This window comes from bacterium (genome assembly GCA_027622355.1).
In the GTDB taxonomy this organism is placed as follows: domain Bacteria; phylum UBA8248; class UBA8248; order UBA8248; family UBA8248; genus JAQBZT01.
Map to the genome: position 1 here is coordinate 1 of JAQBZT010000017.1, position 18,701 is coordinate 18,701.

General features: G+C 60.8%; 20 protein-coding genes. 15 read left to right on the plus strand and 5 right to left on the minus strand.

Annotation, left to right across the window (positions count from 1 at the left end; all coding sequences use genetic code 11):
• Positions 1-659 (plus strand): carbamoyl phosphate synthase large subunit (gene carB / locus O2807_02090; GenBank protein MDA0999294.1); only part of this gene is annotated, 659 nt, incomplete at its 5' end.
• A complete protein-coding gene (locus O2807_02095) occupies positions 656-1,081 on the plus strand; it encodes a DUF3465 domain-containing protein (GenBank protein ID MDA0999295.1) in 426 nt (141 codons plus the stop codon). The genes carB and O2807_02095, both read left to right, overlap by 4 nt.
• A gap of 8 nt (positions 1,082-1,089) precedes the next feature.
• Here O2807_02095 and O2807_02100 read toward each other — a convergent pair whose 3' ends face one another.
• On the minus strand, positions 1,090-1,833 hold the full coding sequence (locus tag O2807_02100; protein MDA0999296.1) for a methyltransferase domain-containing protein: 744 nt from the start codon (positions 1,831-1,833) through the stop codon (positions 1,090-1,092).
• 68 nt (positions 1,834-1,901) lie between these two features.
• Here O2807_02100 and O2807_02105 point away from each other — a divergent pair, with 68 nt between their 5' ends.
• From O2807_02105 to O2807_02140, 8 genes are all read left to right on the plus strand, one after another.
• A complete protein-coding gene (locus O2807_02105) occupies positions 1,902-2,174 on the plus strand; it encodes a hypothetical protein (protein ID MDA0999297.1) in 273 nt (90 codons plus the stop codon).
• Positions 2,175-2,318: 144 nt separating this feature from the next.
• Positions 2,319-2,969: a fructose-6-phosphate aldolase gene (gene fsa / locus O2807_02110; GenBank protein MDA0999298.1), complete on the plus strand. Its 651-nt coding sequence runs from the start codon at positions 2,319-2,321 to the stop codon at positions 2,967-2,969.
• Positions 2,970-2,999: 30 nt separating this feature from the next.
• Positions 3,000-3,218, plus strand: coding sequence for a zinc ribbon domain-containing protein (locus tag O2807_02115; GenBank protein ID MDA0999299.1), 219 nt, complete (start codon positions 3,000-3,002; stop codon positions 3,216-3,218).
• Positions 3,219-3,293: 75 nt separating this feature from the next.
• Positions 3,294-4,547 (plus strand): Glu/Leu/Phe/Val dehydrogenase, encoded by a 1,254-nt coding sequence (locus tag O2807_02120; GenBank protein MDA0999300.1) that lies wholly within the window; start codon positions 3,294-3,296, stop codon positions 4,545-4,547.
• Positions 4,548-4,577: 30 nt separating this feature from the next.
• The gene (locus tag O2807_02125; protein ID MDA0999301.1) at positions 4,578-5,501 is read left to right on the plus strand and encodes an ATP-binding cassette domain-containing protein; all 924 of its coding nucleotides are present in this window, start codon (positions 4,578-4,580) and stop codon (positions 5,499-5,501) included.
• Positions 5,498-6,274 carry an ABC transporter permease gene (locus O2807_02130; GenBank protein ID MDA0999302.1) on the plus strand — a complete coding sequence of 259 codons (777 nt, stop codon included), beginning with the start codon at positions 5,498-5,500 and terminating at the stop codon, positions 6,272-6,274. The genes O2807_02125 and O2807_02130 overlap by 4 nt, the downstream gene beginning before the upstream one ends.
• 1 nt (position 6,275) lies before the next feature.
• Positions 6,276-7,196, plus strand: a complete 921-nt coding sequence (locus tag O2807_02135) for a hypothetical protein (protein MDA0999303.1) — start codon at positions 6,276-6,278, stop codon at positions 7,194-7,196.
• Positions 7,197-7,224: 28 nt separating this feature from the next.
• Positions 7,225-8,418: a deoxyguanosinetriphosphate triphosphohydrolase gene (locus O2807_02140; GenBank protein MDA0999304.1), complete on the plus strand. Its 1,194-nt coding sequence runs from the start codon at positions 7,225-7,227 to the stop codon at positions 8,416-8,418.
• Here the strand turns inward: O2807_02140 and O2807_02145 are convergent.
• Both O2807_02145 and O2807_02150 read right to left on the minus strand, forming a co-directional pair.
• Positions 8,415-9,848 carry a trypsin-like peptidase domain-containing protein gene (locus tag O2807_02145; GenBank protein ID MDA0999305.1) on the minus strand — a complete coding sequence of 478 codons (1,434 nt, stop codon included), beginning with the start codon at positions 9,846-9,848 and terminating at the stop codon, positions 8,415-8,417. The two genes, O2807_02140 and O2807_02145, sit on opposite strands and share 4 nt — an antisense overlap.
• Positions 9,845-11,245, minus strand: coding sequence for a trypsin-like peptidase domain-containing protein (locus O2807_02150; protein ID MDA0999306.1), 1,401 nt, complete (start codon positions 11,243-11,245; stop codon positions 9,845-9,847). Before O2807_02150 ends, O2807_02145 begins: the two co-directional genes overlap by 4 nt.
• Positions 11,246-11,446: 201 nt before the next feature.
• Here O2807_02150 and lepA point away from each other — a divergent pair, with 201 nt between their 5' ends.
• Together lepA and lepB are read left to right on the plus strand one after the other, a co-directional pair.
• Positions 11,447-13,255, plus strand: coding sequence for a translation elongation factor 4 (gene lepA, locus O2807_02155; protein ID MDA0999307.1), 1,809 nt, complete (start codon positions 11,447-11,449; stop codon positions 13,253-13,255).
• The gene (lepB, locus tag O2807_02160; protein MDA0999308.1) at positions 13,252-13,953 is read left to right on the plus strand and encodes a signal peptidase I; all 702 of its coding nucleotides are present in this window, start codon (positions 13,252-13,254) and stop codon (positions 13,951-13,953) included. The genes lepA and lepB overlap by 4 nt, the downstream gene beginning before the upstream one ends.
• On the opposite strand, the gene O2807_02165 is transcribed toward lepB, so the two are convergent.
• Complete coding sequence (locus O2807_02165; GenBank protein MDA0999309.1) at positions 13,942-14,919, minus strand: hypothetical protein; 978 nt, start codon at positions 14,917-14,919, stop codon at positions 13,942-13,944. The two genes, lepB and O2807_02165, sit on opposite strands and share 12 nt — an antisense overlap.
• Complete coding sequence (gene rsmA, locus O2807_02170) at positions 14,913-15,710, minus strand: 16S rRNA (adenine(1518)-N(6)/adenine(1519)-N(6))-dimethyltransferase RsmA (GenBank protein ID MDA0999310.1); 798 nt, start codon at positions 15,708-15,710, stop codon at positions 14,913-14,915. The genes O2807_02165 and rsmA overlap by 7 nt, the downstream gene beginning before the upstream one ends.
• Before the next feature lie 460 nt (positions 15,711-16,170).
• Between rsmA and icd the strand changes: the two genes are divergently transcribed.
• From icd to sucC, 3 genes are all read left to right on the plus strand, one after another.
• Entirely contained in the window at positions 16,171-17,424 is a 1,254-nt protein-coding gene (icd, locus tag O2807_02175; protein MDA0999311.1) for an isocitrate dehydrogenase (NADP(+)), read from the plus strand.
• Positions 17,425-17,451: 27 nt separating this feature from the next.
• Complete coding sequence (gene mdh / locus O2807_02180; protein MDA0999312.1) at positions 17,452-18,378, plus strand: malate dehydrogenase; 927 nt, start codon at positions 17,452-17,454, stop codon at positions 18,376-18,378.
• A gap of 206 nt (positions 18,379-18,584) precedes the next feature.
• A partial coding sequence (gene sucC / locus O2807_02185; GenBank protein ID MDA0999313.1) for a succinate--CoA ligase subunit beta occupies positions 18,585-18,701 on the plus strand: 117 nt, incomplete at its 3' end.

Sequence of the window (18,701 nt, forward strand, 5' to 3'; positions counted from 1 at the left end):
TGGCGGCGCGCGTCATGGCGGGGGGGACGCTCGAGGAGCTCGGCGTGACGCAGGACTCGGTGGTCTCCCACTACGGGGTGAAGGAGGCGGTTTTCCCCTTCAAAAAGTTCCCGGGGGAGGATGTACTTCTCGGTCCCGAGATGAAGTCCACGGGCGAGGTGATGGGGCTGGCGCCGGATTTCCCGGCGGCCTTTCTCAAGTCGCAACTCGGGGCGGGTTCGGAGGTGCCTTCCGGCGGGCGGGCGTTCGTCTCGGTGCGCGATGAGGACAAGGCGGCGGCGGTGCCGGTGGCGCAGGCGCTGGTCGAGCTGGGTTTTGAGATCGTGGCGACGGACGGGACGCACCGGTTCCTCGACTCGAACGGGATACCCGCACGCAAGGTCCACAAAGTGACCGACGGCGAGCGGCCCCATATCGTTGATCTGATGGAGCAGGATGAGATTGCATTTGTCCTGAACACGACAGAGGGCAAGCAGTCGAAGCTGGACAGCTACTCCATCCGAAGGACCGCCCTTTTGCGGAATATTTTCTACTGCACGACGCTCGCGGCTGCCCAGGCGGCCACGCGCGCGATGCGCTCGCTCCGGGAAGGGAAAACCGCCGTCCGCTCACTCCAGGCCTATCACGGCAGCGGGACGGGCGTGGCTGAAAGGGTATGAGGAAAGGGCGCCGGGTCCGCTTCCTCCTGGCCGCGTTTTTTTCCGCTCTTCTTTCACTCGCCCCTGTGTTTTCCGCATCTGCCGCGGCGGCCGCTCCCTCGCCCGTCCGGCAGGCGTTCGTCCAGCGGCAATCGCGTGTTTGGCTCCGCGCCCGAGGAGAAGTCATCCGGGTTCTAAAAGATGATCTGAAGGGCAGCCGGCATCAGCGGTTCATCGTTCGCCTTGCCGATGGTCTGACGGTTCTGGTTTCCCACAACATCGATCTGGCCGCCCGTGTCCCCGTTCGTCTGGGCGATGGGGTGGAGGTGTTCGGGCGGTATGAATGGAGCCGGAAAGGCGGAACGATTCACTGGACGCACCGCGGCACCCGCGGGGAGAAGCCGGGGGGCTGGATACGCCACCGCGGCGCTCTCTTCCGCTGAGAGGGAAGCTACATCTTCTTTCCTGTGGCGATGAGGCGCGGCCGCGTGGGGGATACGGGAACGCCGTTGTAGTGGCCGTAGAGATTGATGTTGGCGAATCCGGCCTCTTCCAGTAGGCTTTTGAGTGTTTCGGGCTCGAAAAGGCGCAGGGAGTACATGTATTTTTTCGGTGGGCGCCCGGGGGGATGCACTTCCCGGAAAATCTCGTAGCGGACTTCTCCGCTGCTGTCGTTGATGTGGCTGGACTCGATAATCCGGTATCCCTCGATGGTGATTTCCTCCTCCGGGGGAATGTGGCTGCGAAGGTGCTCCGGGTTCCGCACGTCGATATAGATGCCTCCGCCGGGGCGTAGGATGCGGTATGCTTCCTGTGCGGCGGCCTTGTCCTCAGTGATGTCTTGGAAGTACCCGAAAGAAGTAAACAGGGAGGTTGCCGCGTCGAAGGTTTCCGCGGCGAAGGGCAGTCGCCGGATGTCCCCGCGGACCCAGGAGAGCCGCGGTTCTTGTTTCCGGGCCTGGTGCAGGAGCGAGAGGCTGAAGTCGAGACCGACGGGCCGGTAGGCATTTTCTTTCCACTTCCGGCTGTGGCGGCCGTAGCCGCAGGCCAGATCCAGGATGCGCGCCCGGGGGGGGAGATCGAGAAGCAATTCGACGGAGGCCGTTTGGACGGGCGTCCACGAATCCTCCGCGCGCTGCATGAGCGGGTAGTCTGCGTCGAAGGAAGTTTCATACCAAGGCTTGTCGGATGTCATGGCCAAGTCTTACGCCGAGAAGGAGCCGGCTTCAGCGCTCGCAAGGGCGGTATCGGGGGAAAGAAATTATGATTATCCGTCTTCTCTTTTATCTGTTTCTCGCTTGGGCAATTTACTACGCGATGACCTCAATCTTCAAAGGGAAGGGAGAGGGGCGGGAGCCGGGCCATGGCGGGGAAGGCTTCGAGGGCGAGCTTCGGGCCTGCCCCGAGTGCCACACGTATTTTCCGCCGGATACGGGTGTTTTAAAAAAGGCGGGGGAAGAGCGGCTGCTCTTTTGCGGGCCGGATTGCGCCGAGCAGTTTGCGGCCCGGGGCAAGCCCAAGGAAGAAAAAAGCTAAGGTTCAGAGGAGACCGCCGGCTTCCCCTTGGTGTTCGGGACGTTGACTTTTCGGGGTCGTACCTTCATCTTTTTCATTACTTGGGGTATGGAGATGCCCCCCGGGTTGCAGTAAACACCTGTTTTGAATGGCGGGGGAGTATCCATGAAGATCTTTATCGACACGGCGAACCTGGATGAGATTCGAGAGGCGGCCTCGCTCGGCGTTTTAGATGGGGTGACCACCAATCCCTCTCTTATCGCCAAAGAGGGGGCGGACATCCATGCCCGGATCAAGGAAATCTGCGGGATTGTGGACGGCCCCGTCAGTGCCGAAGTGGTGGCCACCGAGTGGGAGGAGATGGTCGAAGAGGGGCGGACCCTTGCCGCCATCCACGAGAATGTTGTCGTCAAAGTGCCCGTCGGGCCCGCAGGCCTTCGGGCGGCGAGCAAATTCCGCGAGGAGAACATCCGCACGAATGTGACCTTGATCTTTAATCCGGCCCAGGCGCTTCTCGCGGCGAAGGCGGGCGCCTCTTTCGTGAGTCCTTTTGTCGGGCGTCTTGACGACATCGGCCAGTCGGGCATGGATATGGTCGCGGACATCGTTCAGATTTTCCAGAATTACGATTTCGCGACGGAAGTTCTCGTGGCCAGCGTCCGCAATCCCGTCCATTTTCTCCAAGCTGCCAGCATGGGCGCGGATATCGCCACCTTACCCTTCAAGGTCATTGGCCAGCTGCTGAATCATCCGTTGACGGATATCGGTCTGGAGAAGTTTCTTTCTGACTGGCGGCAGGCGCAGCAACTGCGCTGACCGCTTTTACGGGAGTGGCATTCGATGCCGATGTATGAATACCTCTGTGCGAAGTGTGAACGTGATTTTGAGAAACTGATTTCATCCTCCGAGAGCGATGAGAGGATGACATGCCCGGAATGCGGATCGCACAATGTCCGGAAGAAACTCTCCCTGTTTGGCGTCGGAGCGAAAGCCTCTCTCGGGGGCGGCACTTCCTCGTTTGGCGGAGGCGGCTGCTGCAGCGGCGGAGCCTGCTCTTGCCATTAGTGCTAGCCGCGTCCATGAATTCTGCTCGATGGGTTCAGCCTTCTCTCCTTACCTTGCCTGATGACGGAGGCGTTCATGCCGAAGAAGCCTGTTGAGAAGGTCAGCATCCTTGACACGTCTGGGGCCCAGTTCATGGCCGCAGCCGACAAAATGAATCTCGATGATGATATGCGGATTCTCCTGAAGTCGCCGTTTCGGGAGGTCCGCGTGGAGGTGCCGCTGCGGAAAGACGACGGTTCGCTCGTCGTTTATAGCGGCTATCGCGTGCAGTTCAACGGGGCGCGCGGGCCGTTCAAGGGGGGCATCCGCTACCACCCGGATGTGACCTGGCATGAGATTTGCGGTCTGGCGGAGCTCATGGCCTGGAAAACAGCCCTGGTGAATATCCCCTTCGGCGGCGCGAAGGGTGGCGTCGATGTGGATGTGAAGGACCTCTCCCGAGCCGAACTCGAGCGCCTGACCCGGAAGTTCATATCCCGTATCGGCCGGATCCTGGGTCCTTACCGGGACATCCCGGCGCCCGACATGAACACGAACGCCCAGGTGATGGCCTGGGTGATGGACGAGTACAGCAGCCGGAACGGCTACAGCCTGGCGGCGGTGACCGGAAAGCCCATTGCCCTCGGCGGGTCGGCGGGCCGGGAGGAGGCGACAGGCAATGGCGTTGTGATGGTGTTTGGAGAGATGGCCAAGAAAGAGAAGTGGGACCCCGAAAAGATGACGGCCGCGGTCCAGGGATTCGGGAACGTGGGCAGCTATGCCTCCCTTTTCCTCTCGCAGCTTGGCGTGAAGGTGCAGGCCATCTCCGATGTGACCGGGGCCTATTATTCGGGAAAGGGGATTGACCTCAATCATGCCCTGGCTTACCGGGTCAGCCACGGCGATCTGTCGGGCCTGGATGGCGTCGAGCAGATCACGAACGAGGAGCTTCTGGCGCTGGATGTGGATGTTTTGGTGCCGGCGGCGCTCGGCGGTGTGATTCATGCCGAGAATGCGAACGATGTGCGGGCGCGGATTGTTCTGGAGGCGGCCAACGCGCCGGTGACCGACGCGGGCGAAAAAATTCTGCTGGACAAGAATGTTTATATTGTGCCCGACATTCTGGCCAATGCGGGCGGCGTGATTGTGTCCTATTTCGAGTGGGTCCAGAATATTCAGCAGTTCACCTGGAGCAAGAAAAAGGTGAATACCGAACTTCGCCGGATTTTGGTCCACGCCGCTGGCCGGGTACATGATCTGGCCGAAAAGGAGAGGACCTCCCTGCGAACAGCGGCTTATATGATAGCCATCGAACGGGTGGCCGAGGCGGAGCGTCTTCGGGGAGCCTGATGGCCTCCTGCCAGTTTTGCGGAGCATTGTTTGTCTGAAGATTTCCATGTTCATGCCACAGGCCTGAGAAAATCCTTCGGGGCGCTGCACGCCGTGGACGGGATTTCGTTTCACGTCCGGCGGGGGGAGTGCTACGGCTTTTTGGGGCCGAACGGCGCGGGCAAAACCACCACCATCCGGATGCTCCATGGGGCTGTCCGCCCGGATGCGGGCGATCTGCGCGTGCTGGACTTCAAAATGCCCCAACAGGCCCGCCTGGCACGCGAGCGGATGGGCATCGTTTCCCAGGAAGATACGCTCGACAGGGAGTTGACGGTCCGCCAGAACCTGTGGGTTTTCGCGATGTATCACGGCATCTCCCGCCGCGACTCCCGCAGCCGGATTGATTCGCTCCTGGATTTCGTCCAGCTCGGAGATAAGGTGGATGCGCAAATCAAGGTTCTCTCGGGCGGAATGAAGCGACGGCTCCACATCGCCCGGGCGCTTCTCCACCAGCCGCAGATCCTGGTTCTCGATGAGCCGACGACGGGGCTCGATCCCCAGGCGCGCCATCTGGTCTGGCAACGCCTCCGCGAGCTTCGCCGGCAGGGGCTGACGATTCTCCTCACCACCCACTATATGGAAGAGGCCGCCCAGCTCTGCGATCGCATTTCGGTGATCGATGAAGGGAAGTTTCTGGTGGAGGGCGGGCCCGCAGAACTGGTGGAAGCGCATGTGGGAGAAGAAGTACTCGAATTCCGCGGCATGGAAGAGGACGAGAAAAACATCCTCTCCGCCCTGGAGGGTCTTCCCGTTGACTGGGAGCACGCGGGCGATACGCTTTATGTGTATTGCCGCAACGGAACCCCCATCATGGAACGCCTGATATCCAGCGGGAGGTCGGATTTCATCCGGCGGCCTGCCTCACTCGAGGATTTGTTTCTGCGCCTTACCGGCCGGGAGATACGCGAATGATGCTCTCCGGGTTTGCCCCGAGCCACCGGGCCTACCGCGTCTGGATCCGGCATCTGGTCTATTACCGCTCCTATTTTCTCGCCGAGTGGGCGGGCAATCTGGGAGAGCATTTCCTCTGGCTCCTCGCGTTCGGCTACGGGCTGGGAAGGCTCGTCCCCTCCCTGGACGGATTGAGCTACGCCCAGTTCATCGGGCCGGGGATTGTCGTTTCGATCGCCATGTGGACCTCCTCCTACGAGTCCACCTACGGCGTCTTCTCCCGAATGCGGATTCAGAACATCTACGAGGCCATGCTCTCGGCGCCGCTCACGATCGGAGACGTGGTGCTCGGCGATCTGCTGTGGTGCGCCACGCGGGCCCTGATCAGTTCCACTTTGATGATCGTCGTCCTCACACTCTTCGGTCTGGTCGGCTCGCCGTGGGCGATCGCGGCCCTGCCGATTCTCTTCCTGGAAGGGTTGATGTTCGCGGGTCTCGGAATGATGGCGGCGACGATGGCGCCGAGCTTTTCCTTGTTCAATTTCCATTTCTCCATCGTCGTGATGCCCATGTTCTTTTTCGCCGGGACGATGTTTCCGATCAGCGGGCTGCCCGAATGGGTGCAGAAAATATCGGCCTTCCTGCCGCTCACCCATGCGGTCCAACTGGTGCGGGGGCTGATCATCTACGGAAAGGCGGAGTCGCTGGTTTGGCATCTGTCTTACCTGGTCTTGTGCACGGTGGTTTTCCTCAGCGCCGCCTGTTATCTCGTCGGCCGGAAGCTTGAGGTCTGACATGGGAGAGAAAAGGGTCGTCCTGCCCATCCGGGGCCCTTTTCTTTTTCACGAGAGCGTTGTGCGCTTCCAGAACTCTCCCGATGAATTGATCAACTGCTATGACGGCGAGGCTTTCCGCCGGGTCGTTCACAACGCTGCGGGTGGGCATTTTCTCTTGGAGGCGCGCTCCGGGGGAAAGTCGCAGGTGGAGATGCGGCTTCTTGCACCGGGGAAAATCAATGGGGATATGGTCGAGGCGGGGGAGCGGACCCTGCGCCATATTTTGGCGGCCGATCTGAATCTCGCCCCTTTTTACCGCATGGCCCGGGAGGATGCCCGCCTCGCGCCGATTGTGAAAGCCTTTCGCGGCCTCAAGCCCGTCCGCTACGGCACTCTTTTTGAAGCCCTCCTCACCGCCATCACCACTCAGCAGGTGAACCTCACCTTCGGCGGGCGCATCCGCGCGCGGGTGGTTAAGCGTTGGGGAGAGCGGCTGTCGCTAAACGGTAAAATCCACTATGCGTTTCCCTCTCCCGGCCGCATCGCGCGCACCCGGGTGAGTTCTTACCGGAACTTGCAATTCTCCGAGCGCAAGGCCGAGTATGTGATAGGTGCGGCGCAGGAGGTCGCCTCAGGCGCGCTGGATGAGGCGGCCCTTGCCGCGCTCTCCTCGGAGGCGGCGATCGAGCGGCTGGTTCAGCTTCGCGGCATCGGCCGGTGGACGGCCGAGCAGGCGCTTCTCCGCGCCTTGGGTCGGGTAGATGTCCTGCCCGCGGGGGATCTGGGCGTCCAAAAGGTGGTGGGGCGCTACTGCTACGGCGAGGACAAGGTTTCGGAAGCGAAGGTCCGCATCTGGGAGAAAAAGTGGGCGCCCTGGGGCTCTCTGGCGATGACCTACCTTTTTGCGGCCTGGCGGAAGGGCATCGCTCCTTCCCGGTAGAAAACTTTCCGTTTCACGGGAGAGATGCGTGGAAGATTGGCGGAAGGAAACCGATCGAAGAGAGCACACGCTGCTCGCCCCCTATGCCGCCATCAGCAGCGAATCTCTGGGGCGGGTCCACCCCGAGCAGGAACATCCGATGCGCACCGCTTTTCAGCGGGACCGCGACCGGATCATCCACACGACGGCGTTCCGCCGCCTCGAGTACAAAACGCAGGTCTTTGTAAACCACGTCGGCGATCACTACCGCACCCGGCTGACCCATACGGTCGAGGTGAGCCAGATCGCGCGCTCCATCGCCCGGGCGCTCCGCCTGAACGAGGATCTGGCGGAAGCGGTGGCGTTGGCCCACGATCTGGGACATCCCCCCTTTGGCCATGCGGGCGAGAAGGTGCTCAACGATCTGATGGCGGCGCATGGGGGGTTTGAGCACAATCTTCAGGCCCTGCGGATCGTGGAATATCTCGAGCGCCGCTATCCAGCTTTCTCCGGCCTGAACCCGACTTGGGAAACGCGGGAGGGAATTATCAAGTACCTCAGCCGCTACGGGGGTCCGATGCCCGGAGGACTCACGAACGATATCGCACCGGGACTCGAGGCGCAGGTCGTCGATGCGGCGGATGAAATCGCCTACAACAATCACGATCTGGACGACGGGTTGTCCTCGAATCTGTTCACCTGGCAGGACGCAAAACAGACTTCGCTCTGGCGCGAGCATTACGAGAGCTCACAGGCGGCATTCCCGGACGCAACGGAACGAATCCTGCGGCATGAGGCTATCCGGCGCATCATCAACGCCCAGGTGGGGGACTTCGTCATCGCCACGCAAGCGCGAATTGACGCCCTGGAGCTGCAGAACATCTCCGATGTCCGCGCGCGGGGCCACGGCGTCGCCGCGTTCAGCGATGGGATGGGAAGCCGCAACCGGGAACTGAAGAATTTTTTGATGGAGCGAATGTACCGGAACCCGCAGGTCATTCATCTGGAAGATGAAGCGCGCCACGTCCTGACGGACCTCTTCGAGAGTTATGTGAACGATCCGTCCCGCATGCCTGTTCATGTGGCCCAGCGGCGGGAGAAGGACGGAAGGCACCGGATGGTGTGCGACTATATCGCCGGAATGACAGACCGCTTCGCGCTGCAGCAGCACGAGAAACTGTTCGGGCCGAAGGCACAGGTCCTGATCCGTCCCGGCGGGTTTCCGCGGGAAGAGGGCGGCTAGGGCGCCAGCGTGACGTTGTAGCCTTCCCGGTTCCGTTGGACCAGAAGCTGCACTTGCGGGAACTCCCTGGCCCGGACGATGGCTTGCCGGAACGTGCCCAGATCGTCCGTCTCAAGTCCGTTGATCTTTCGGATGACATCGCCCGGCCGGATGCCGATGTTTTCCGCCGGGCTCCCCTCGAAAACGATCGTCACGACAACGCCTTTCGTCGTCGAAAGCCGGAAGTTACGCAGCGATTCGCCGTCGATTGGGCCCACGCGAACACCCAGCCAATCGCGCGAAATTTCGTTCGCCAGTGTCTCGGGCACTTCCGTGAGAACGATCTGCCGCGAGAGTATCTGACCGCTTCGCCAGAATTTTATCGCGACCTCGGAGCCCACTGTGTAGCCGGAGAGTTCGTTCAGATATTCCTGGCGCGAGTGGATCTCCTTGTTGCCGAAAGAAAGAAGAATGTCGCCGCGTTTCATCCCCGCCTGAAGCGCCGGGCTCATGGGAAGAATTTTGGCTGCCACCACGCCCTGGTGTTGCGGATAATTTAGATGCGTGGCGAGGCGGGACGTGAGGTTTTGAAGGACGAGGCCGACCCAGCCCCTCCGCACTTTTCCGAACAAAATCAGATCGTTCACGATCCGGTGGGCCCGGTTGATGGGAATGGAGAACCCGATTCCCTGCGCTTTCCCGAAAATGGCGGTGTTGATGCCGATCAGCTCGCCGTAAATATTGAGCAGCGGCCCGCCCGAGTTTCCCGGATTGATGGAAGCGTCCGTCTGGATGAAATCCCCCGGATGCCGCTTCCTGCGCGGCCCTCCGAGACCGATGGTGCGTCCGAGGGCGCTGACCACGCCGGTGGTGACCGTATGGCCCAGGCCGAATGGATTGCCGATGGCGATGACCGTTTCGCCGATCATCAAATCATCGGACCGGCCCATCGGGAGGTGGGGAAGAGGTTCCTTCGAGTCGATTTTCAGGATGGCGAGGTCGTTGCCGGGATCGGCGCCCACGAGGCGCGCCGGGTAGGTGCGCTTGTTGGCCAGGTGAACAAGAATCCGGGTTGCGCGGGAGATGACGTGTTCGTTTGTGAGGATGTAGCCGTCAGAGCGGATGATGACGCCCGTTCCCAGACTGCTGGTTCGCCTTCTCTGGTTCTGTCCGCCGAAAAATTCCTTGAAAAATTCCTCGGCCGGGTCCAGATTGAACTGGGAAAAAGGGTTGGGACGTTTTCGGATTTGAAACGCGCTGATGTTGACCACCGCGGGGGCGGCGAGTTCGACGGCGTGGACGATGGGCGTCCGGCGTCCCTCCCTCCCACGCTGCTGGGTCATTTGACTGGGAGCGGCGAGCGCTGCGCCGATGGAGAGCGGAAGTAGCAAGAGCGTGAAGAAAAGGATGGGAGACCAGCGGCCGGAAAGCATGATGTACACTTTTTTCATGGGCGATACCGTATGGCGGCGAAAATAATGGTTTGCTTGCGCCGAATTTTCAGGAATGTCGGATTTCCTTCTCCGGTGTTCCGCATGGCCACCCGGAAATCGGCCATGGAGCGAACCGGCTTCTTGTCCACTTCGAGGATCACATCGCCGGGCCGAACCCCGCTTCGGGCGGCCGCGCTGCCGGGTGCGACCGAAACGACGATGACCCCTGTAGTTTCTGAAATGCCAAAGCGGTTCGCAAGTGGCGGGGTCAGGTCCGAGGCCCGAAGGCCGATTCGCCGGTCAGGCCCTGCGGGTTTTGCCGAGCGGCTCTGGGGCAAACGCCCGATGCGGATTTTTTTCGTAAGGAGTTTTCCGCTCCGGTAGAATGTTATCTCATGCTCCGTCCCTGGCCCCGCCCGGGCGATCAGCCGGGCGAGCATCTCCCAGTTCAGGATCTCCTTCTTGTCGAAAGATACGACGATATCGCCTCTCTTCAGGCCTGCGCGATCGGCCGGCCCGCCGCGAACCACCTCCTCAAGCCTGCCGCCGCGGGAGTGTTGGAGTCCGAGACTTCTGCTCTCGGTCGGGGGGACCGGCCCGATCGTCACCCCCAGTCTCCCCCGGACGGGATGACCCCGGTGGATCAGTTCGTCGATGATCGGCTTCACATCGTTGATCGGAATGGCGAATCCCACCCCCAGATTCCGGGAGCGCTGCCCCCGGGCGAAGATGGCGGTGTTGACGCCGACGACCTCGCCCTTTTCGTTTGCGAGCGGGCCGCCCGAATTTCCGGGATTGATGGCGGCGTCCGTCTGAATGTAGACCTTCTGTGTGCGGTTTCCCTTTTCCAGCTTTCTGGTCTTTGTGCTCACCACCCCGACGGAGACCGAATGGGAGAGGCCGAAGGGACTCCCGATGGCAATGACCCACGCGCCCGCCTCCAGAAGGTCGGAATCGCCCAGTTTCGCGGGGGGCAGCGTCCGCGCGGTGTCGATTTTCAAGAGGGAGAGATCGGTGCTTTCGTCATCCGCGACGATATGTCCGTCGAACTCCGCGCCGTCCTGGAGCCGGACGCGGATCGAGACCGCTTCCTTGACGAGATGCAGGCTGGTCAGGATATGGCCCATGGGCGAGATGATGATTCCCGCGCCAGCGTTGCCGGGCTGCCAGGGAAAGGAGCCATCCGGTGGTTTTGTGGATCGCTCGAAAAATCCCCCGAAGCCGCCCAGCTGCTGGGTAGCCCTTTTGACTTCGATGTGAACGACAGAGGGCCGGAGCCGCTTCACCGCCTGAACAAATGAGGGGGCGTCGAGGGAGGCGGCCGGGGGCGGAAACCGCATCTCGAGGCCAATGCCAAGGGCAAGGGCCAGAAAAAAGGAAACGCGGGGGAAGGGGTAAGAGGCAAGCCGTTTCATCGGTTATTTCCTGGCAATAGAGAGGCATTGTCGCGAAACCCACCGCCATGCTAGCATTGCCCTTGTTTTCGGGACAGCCCAGCGCAAATCGAGAGGAATGATTTGTTGACCGGCTTTCCCGCCCTCTGGTAGTTTTATGGGCTGTCGTGGCAAGAATGGCCACTGGGGATTTTTTCGCCTTCCGAGAGTAAACCCTTTGCCGTGAACCAAGCGCATATCCGGAACTTTTCCATCATCGCTCACATCGATCACGGTAAATCCACCCTGGCGGATCGGATTCTCGATTTCACGGGGGCAGTCAGCGAGCGCGAGCGCACCGCTCAGATTCTCGACTCGATGGAACTCGAGCGGGAACGGGGGATCACCATCAAAGCGGCGAGCGTTCGGCTTCGCTACGCGTCCAGGAGCGGCACGGAATACATCTTCAATCTGATTGATACGCCGGGACATGTGGACTTCAGCTACGAGGTCTCCCGCAGCCTCAAGGCATGCGAGGGGGCGCTCCTTCTGGTGGATGCTACCCAGGGCGTTCAGGCGCAGACCTTGGCCAACGCCTATCTCGCGCTCGATCTTGATTTGGTGATCATTCCGGTTGTCAACAAGATCGATCTCCCCTCGGCGGACCCCGATCGGGTGATGGGCCAGATCGAGGATATTCTCGGGATTGGACGAGAAGAATGCCTCCTGGTGAGCGCCAAGCAGGGGATCGGTGTTGACCAATTGATGGAAGCCATCGTGGAGCGGATCCCCCCGCCGAAGGGCGATCCGAAGGGCCCGACAAAAGCCCTGATCATCGATTCGTGGTTCGATGCCTACCAGGGAGCGATTCCCCTGGTGCGGGTCTTCGAGGGGGGCCTCAAGAAGGGGGACATGATTCGCTTCATGTCGAACCGAAAGGAATATCAGGTCCTCTCCCTCGGCACGTTTACACCCCATCAAATACTGGTCAACGAACTGGGGACCGGGGAGGTCGGCTACCTGACGGCCTCCATCCGAGAGGTTCACGACACCCAGGTGGGCGATACCGTCACGCTTTCCTCCCGGGCCGCCGCCGCACCCATTCCAGGTTTCCGCAAGCCGAAGGCGATGGTGTTCTGCGGTCTCTATACGTCGGAAAGCGTGGAATATGAAGATTTGCGGGCGGCGCTGGAGAAGTTGAGCCTTAACGATTCGGCCTTTTCTTTCGAGCCGGAGTCTTCCGCGGCCCTGGGCTTCGGATTCCGGTGCGGGTTTCTCGGCCTTCTGCATATGGACATCATCCGTGAGCGCCTCGAACGCGAATACGATCTCACCCTCATCATCACGGCGCCCACGGTGGTCTACCGGGCGCTCCTGACGAATGGCGAAGTTATCGAGATCGAGAGTCCGGCCAAGATGCCAAACCCCGGCCTCATCGAGGAGATGGAGGAGCCTTTTATTCTCGGGACCATCCTCGTTCCCTCGGAATATGTGGGGACGGTGATCCGGCTGGCGCAAGAGAAGAGAGGGATACAGCGCTCCATGGTATATCTCGACACCAAGACGGTGCAGATTGTTTATGAATTTCCTTTCAGCGAGATACTCCATGATTTTTACGACAAGCTGAAATCCGCCACGCGGGGGTATGCCAGCTTCGACTACGAGTATCTGGATTACCGGTCCGCCGAGGTGGTCAAGCTGGACATTTTGCTGAACGGACAGATGGTTGATCCGTTCTCGACAGTTATCCATAAAGAGCGGGCGTATTATTACGGCCGGGCGGTGACGGAGCGGATGCGGAAGGTGATTCCGCGGCAGATGTTCGAGGTCGTGATCCAGGCCGCCATCGGCAGCCGCGTCATTGCGCGCGAGACGATTCGGGCGCTGCGCAAGGATGTGACGGCGAAGTGCTACGGCGGCGACATCACCCGGAAGCGGAAACTCCTCGAGAAGCAGAAAGAAGGGAAGAAGCGGATGAAAAATATCGGGACAGTAGAGGTTCCACAGGAGGCATTTATGGCCGTCCTTGACGTGAGCCGGGAGGGGACGTGAGCCGCGAAGAGAGAGAGGCAAACGGGTACAAAAAATCGGTCGTACGCGAATATGCCGAGGCCATTCTGATTGCGCTGGCGCTGGCGCTGTTCGTCCGCACCTTCGTTGTTCAGGCGTTCAAGATTCCATCCGGCTCAATGGAAGAGACCCTTCTCATCGGCGATCATATTCTCGTCAACAAATTCATCTACTGGTTCCGGGAACCCCGCCGGGGAGATGTCATCGTTTTTCGGTTTCCGCGCGATGAGAGCCGGGATTTCATCAAGCGCGTTGTCGGTCTTCCGGGCGAGATCGTGATGGTTCGCGGGCAACGAGTGTACATCAACTGTTCCACTCCGAATGCCCCGCAGACGTGTATCCCCATGGGCGATCGGGATTTCGCCATTTACAGGGGCGGGAGCGAAGGGATGGACTGGGGGCCGAGACAAATCCCCCCGGGCCATCTTTTCGTCATGGGGGACAACCGGAACAACAGCCAGGACAGCCGCTCTTGGGGTTTTCTGAAGATCGGCGAGCGGCGCGATTTCATCCCCCTGAGCCTGGGGGGATATTCCCTCGCGCTTCCCTTTCCCTGTTCCCTGTGGTCCGCGCTTTGCTGGGAAGACAAGATTCGCGGCGCGGCCTTCATCATCTACTGGTCCTGGAACGGTGATAACGGCTCCATCCGCTGGAGCCGCATCGGCAAGCTAATCCATTAACGACGCCTCCCCGGCATCTTTCATGAGATGGCGCAGCTTTTCCGTTGCGCCCGTCTCGTCTTCCCAGTAGTTCCACATGGCCCGAACGCCTTTCGGCGACCAGCGCCGGGGGGCCGACGCCGGGCCGAGGAGCGCGAGGGTGGGCGCTCCGCATAGGGCAGCCAGATGGCTGACGCCGGAGTCGCCACCCAGATAGGCGCGCGCCCGGGCGAGCACGCCCGCCAGCACCGCCGAGCGCGGATTTTCGAGCGCAGGAACGTTTCCACCCCATTCGCGTTCAAACATTCTGCAGGCCGCATCGTCCGCCAGCCCTTGAATGAGCAGTGGCCGCGCGCCAGTCATCTCGCAAAAAGAGCGGGCGAGGCGGGCGAGGCGCTCAGGGGGCGGCCATTTCTGTCTCCCGCCCCCTCCCGGATGAAGGGCGAGAAAGGACTTGTCCCCCCCCATCAGCGGGCGAAGGAGGGCGTCGGCAGCTTTGAGACTCGCCCGCGAGGGATGAAGAGGCGCAGGAGCACTTGGGCCGGCTTGGGGAGCGATCAGTGCGAGACTCTCCCGCATCCAGTCGAGGATATGAATGGCGCGCTCTTCGGGCGGAAATGGAGAAGCCACAACGGAGGTCTTCGGGCGAAGCGCCCCGAGCCGGCGGGAGAGCGCCCCCTCCGCGTCGAGGCTGAAGAAAACCAGGACATCGTATGCACCAAGGAGGCCGGAAAGATTGTCGTCGTCCGCCGTTCCGGCTTCCATGGGCAGCAGATGGAAGGGCGGCGCGCCGGCGTCAAGAAGATGGTCGGCGCGTCCTGCGTCGAGGAGCGGTGCCCCGTAGGCGGGATCCGCGGCGAGGGTGATTTCGCCCACGGGGAAATTCCGTCTCAAGGTGTCGAGCGCCGCCAGCGTCAGCAGGGTGTCGCCGAATGCCCCCAGCCGGTGGATCAGAATTCGCGGGTTCCGGGCGGTGCTTGTCACCATGCGTCCAGTGCGCGGGCGATCCGGGCGAAGTCTTCGGCTTCGAGCGTTTCGGCGCGCGTATTCGGGTCGATGCCGGCGTCATCGAGGATCGCGCTCCAGTCAATTGCACTGTCCCCGGCGCCGCGTATCGTGCGGAGGTTATTGAAGAGCGTCTTGCGCCGGTGCGCGAAGGCGGCCCGGATGAGTTGAAAGTAACGATCGGTGTCGGGAACTTCGACCGGCGGCGCCGGCCGGGCGCGAAGGCGCATGAGTGCGGAATCCACTTTGGGAGGCGGATGAAACGCCCCGGGGAGAACCCTCCGGGCGAGTTCTACCTCGTAATGGTGCCCTATCCACAGCGTGAGGCTGCCGTAATCCTTCCCGCCGGGCGGTGCCGTGAGCCTGAGGCCGACCTCCCGCTGCACCATCACGACAAGCAGGGGAAACCGCTCTTTCCGCCTGCATATGCGGGAGAGAAGCCCCGATGCGATCTGGTAGGGAAGATTGGCGATCACTTTCGCCGGGGCGGGGAAAGTGTCGAGGTCGAGCTGCATGGCGTCGCCTTCCACGACCTGAAGATTTTCCTCGGCCGCCTCCATCTCCCGAAGGACTGGAATCAGATTCCGGTCTATCTCCACGGCGATGACCCGCGCGCCGGTCTCGAGAAGCGCCCGGGTGAGCGTTCCGTCGCCGGCTCCGATCTCCAGAACGCAGTCACCCTGGTCGATCTCGCCCAGCTCGATGATGTGGCGGAGCACGCCGGGGGCGCGGAGGAAGTGTTGGCCGAAGCGATTTTGCGGGGTGTGGGACATCGTCTTCTGTGAGCGGAGATGGTGGGGCCGGTCACCGGGCCCTGGAATCTGGAGAAATGGTGGCCCGGGGGAAGGCCGGGGTCAAGGCGGATTTCCGCAGGTTTTGTGAGGGGAAATTCCGAGCTTTCCATGGCCGCCGGGCGCCCGGTTCGGGGCCGGGGAGAAGCGCTCGGGATGAGGCGGAAAAACGGGCGGCAACATTGATTTTTATCCGCCGCGCCTTTAGTATCCCGGGCGCAAGTGATTTACTGAGAGGGAGGCGGAAGAATATGGGCTTCGTCTCTTTCGGCTTCCATGAGTCTCTGGAAAACTGCGGGTTATGGGGTTTCCATTCTCAAGCGAAGCGGGCTTGTGAGACTTGGTCTATATCTGTAATTGCGGGACTGTCCTGCTACTTGATTTCGTTTCGGGAGCCGGTCTTGGCTCCCTTATCCCAGATCGGCCAGACAGGGAGTGCTGAATGAGCATCAAATTCAAGAAACTTGTCGCCCCGAAAGAAGGGACCCGCATCACCTTTAAGGGCGGGAAACCCCAGATTCCGAACGACCCCATCGTCTGCTACGTCCGCGGGGACGGCATCGGCGTGGACATCACCCCGGTGATGATAGATGTCGTGGACGCGGCCGTGGAAAAAGCATTCAAGGGAAAGAAACGGATCGAGTGGTTCCGCGTCATGGCAGGCGAAGACGCCGAGGAAATGTACGGCGAGCTGATGCCCGATGAGACCATGCAGGCTATCCGCCACTACTATTTTGCCATCAAGGGTCCCCTCTATACCCCGATCGGCGGCGGATTCCGTAGCCTCAACGTCGCCTTCCGGCAGATCAACGATCTCTATGCCTGCGTACGCCCCGTGCGCTACTTCAAGGGCGTTCCCTCCCCGATGCTTCACCCCGAGTGGGTGGACATGTGCATCTTCCGCGAGAACACTGAGGACGTGTACGCTGGCATCGAGTGGGAGATCGGTACCAAAGAAGTCAAAAAGGTTATCAACTTTCTCAACAAGGAAATGGGCACCAACATTCGCAAGGACAGCGGCATCGGCATCAAGCCCATCTCGGTCTTCTGCAGCGAGCGCATCGTCAAAAAAGCCATCGACTACGCCATCCTGCACAAGAAGAAAGTCCTGACGCTCGTCCACAAAGGAAACGTCCAGAAATACACCGAGGGCGCCTTCAAGGACTGGGGCTACGCTTTCCTCAAGAAAAAATACCGCAAGTACATCGTCACCGAGGAGGAGCTCTGGAGCAAAAAACACAACGGCAAGATGCCCCAGAACAAAATCCTCGTGAACGACCGCATTGCCGATAACATCTTCCAGCAGGTTCTTACCCGCCAGCGGGAGTACGAGGTGCTCTGCGCCACAAACCTCAACGGCGATTATCTCTCTGACGCCATTGCCGGCCAGGTCGGCGGCCTCGGCATGGCGCCCGGCGCCAACATCGGCGACGAGATTCACTTCTACGAGCCGACGCACGGGACCGCGCCAAAATACGCGGGCAAGGACATGGTGAACCCGGGCAGCCTCATCCTCTCCGCCGTCATGATGCTCGAGGACATGGGCTGGAAATCGGCGGGCGACCTGATCGTCAAGGGCATCGAGAAATGCCTCGAGAAAAAAACGGTCACCTACGATCTGCACCGGCAGATGGAAGGCGCCACGAAGCTCTCCTGCTCCGAATTTGGGAAGGCCATCATCAAGAACATGAAATAGAGAGGCTAGCCCTCTCGGGAGGAAATCATGGGCCGGTCGAAGATCACCATCGTCGGAGCCGGAAACGTCGGCGCCACCGCCGCGCACTGGGCCGCCGCAAAGGAACTGGGTGATATCGTTCTTGTGGATATCGTCGAGGGCGTGCCGCAAGGGAAAGGCTTGGACCTCTACGAAGCGGCTCCTGTAGAGGGTTTCGATTGCCGGATCACGGGCACCAACGATTACGCCGACACCGCGGGCTCGGACATTGTGGTTGTCACCGCCGGCATCGCCCGCAAGCCCGGCATGAGCCGCGACGATCTGATTTCCACCAACGCCAAAATCGTGGGGTCGGTGACCGATGAGATTGTGAAGCATTCGCCGGACTGCATTCTCATCATCGTCTCCAATCCGCTGGATGTAATGGTGACCAAGGCCCATATGCAGTGCGGCTTCCCGCGCGAGCGCATCATGGGCATGGCCGGCATTCTCGACAGCGCACGCTTCCGGGCGTTCATCTCGATGGAACTGAACGTGTCGGTCGAAGACATCAGCGCGACTGTTCTCGGCGGACACGGCGACAGCATGGTTCCGCTTCCCCGGTACAGCACGGTTTCAGGTATCCCCATCACGGATTTGATGACGCCCGAGCGGATCGCGTCGCTTGTTCAGCGGACGCGGGACGGTGGCGCCGAAATTGTGAACTTTCTCAAGACAGGGAGCGCTTTCTACGCCCCCGGCGCATCTGCAGTGCAGATGGTCGAGTCGATCCTGAAGGACAAAAAGCGCATTTTGCCGTGCGCGGTACTGCTTCAGGGCGAATACGGCCAGGACGGCATTTTCATGGGTGTTCCGGTGAAGCTGGGCGCTGGCGGCGTGGAGGAAGTCATCGAGCTGAATCTGACTCCCGAGGAGCAGGCGGCTTTTAATAAGTCGGCGGACCATGTTCGCGAACTGATCAAATCGCTGGACTGACGGCGGATTGGAAACTCAAAGCCGGTAAGGCCGCGTTGGATTTATGGGCGTGCGTCTCATTGTTCCAAGCCCAGGCTGCGCCCGTCAGTACTTTGGAAATTGACCAGAAAGTTAAGTTGATAGGCGGACAGGTGATTGATCCGCCCGCAGGGGCTGTTTTTTCGCGTCGCCGGCAACGCATCTGACCCGAATCCGCGAGGGACTGGATGAATATCCACGAATATCAGGGGAAAGCGCTTTTCGAGAAGTTCGGGGTTGCCGTTCCGCGAGGCCGGGTGGCGGGTACTCCCGAGGAGGCCGAGACCATCGCCAAAGAGCTTGGC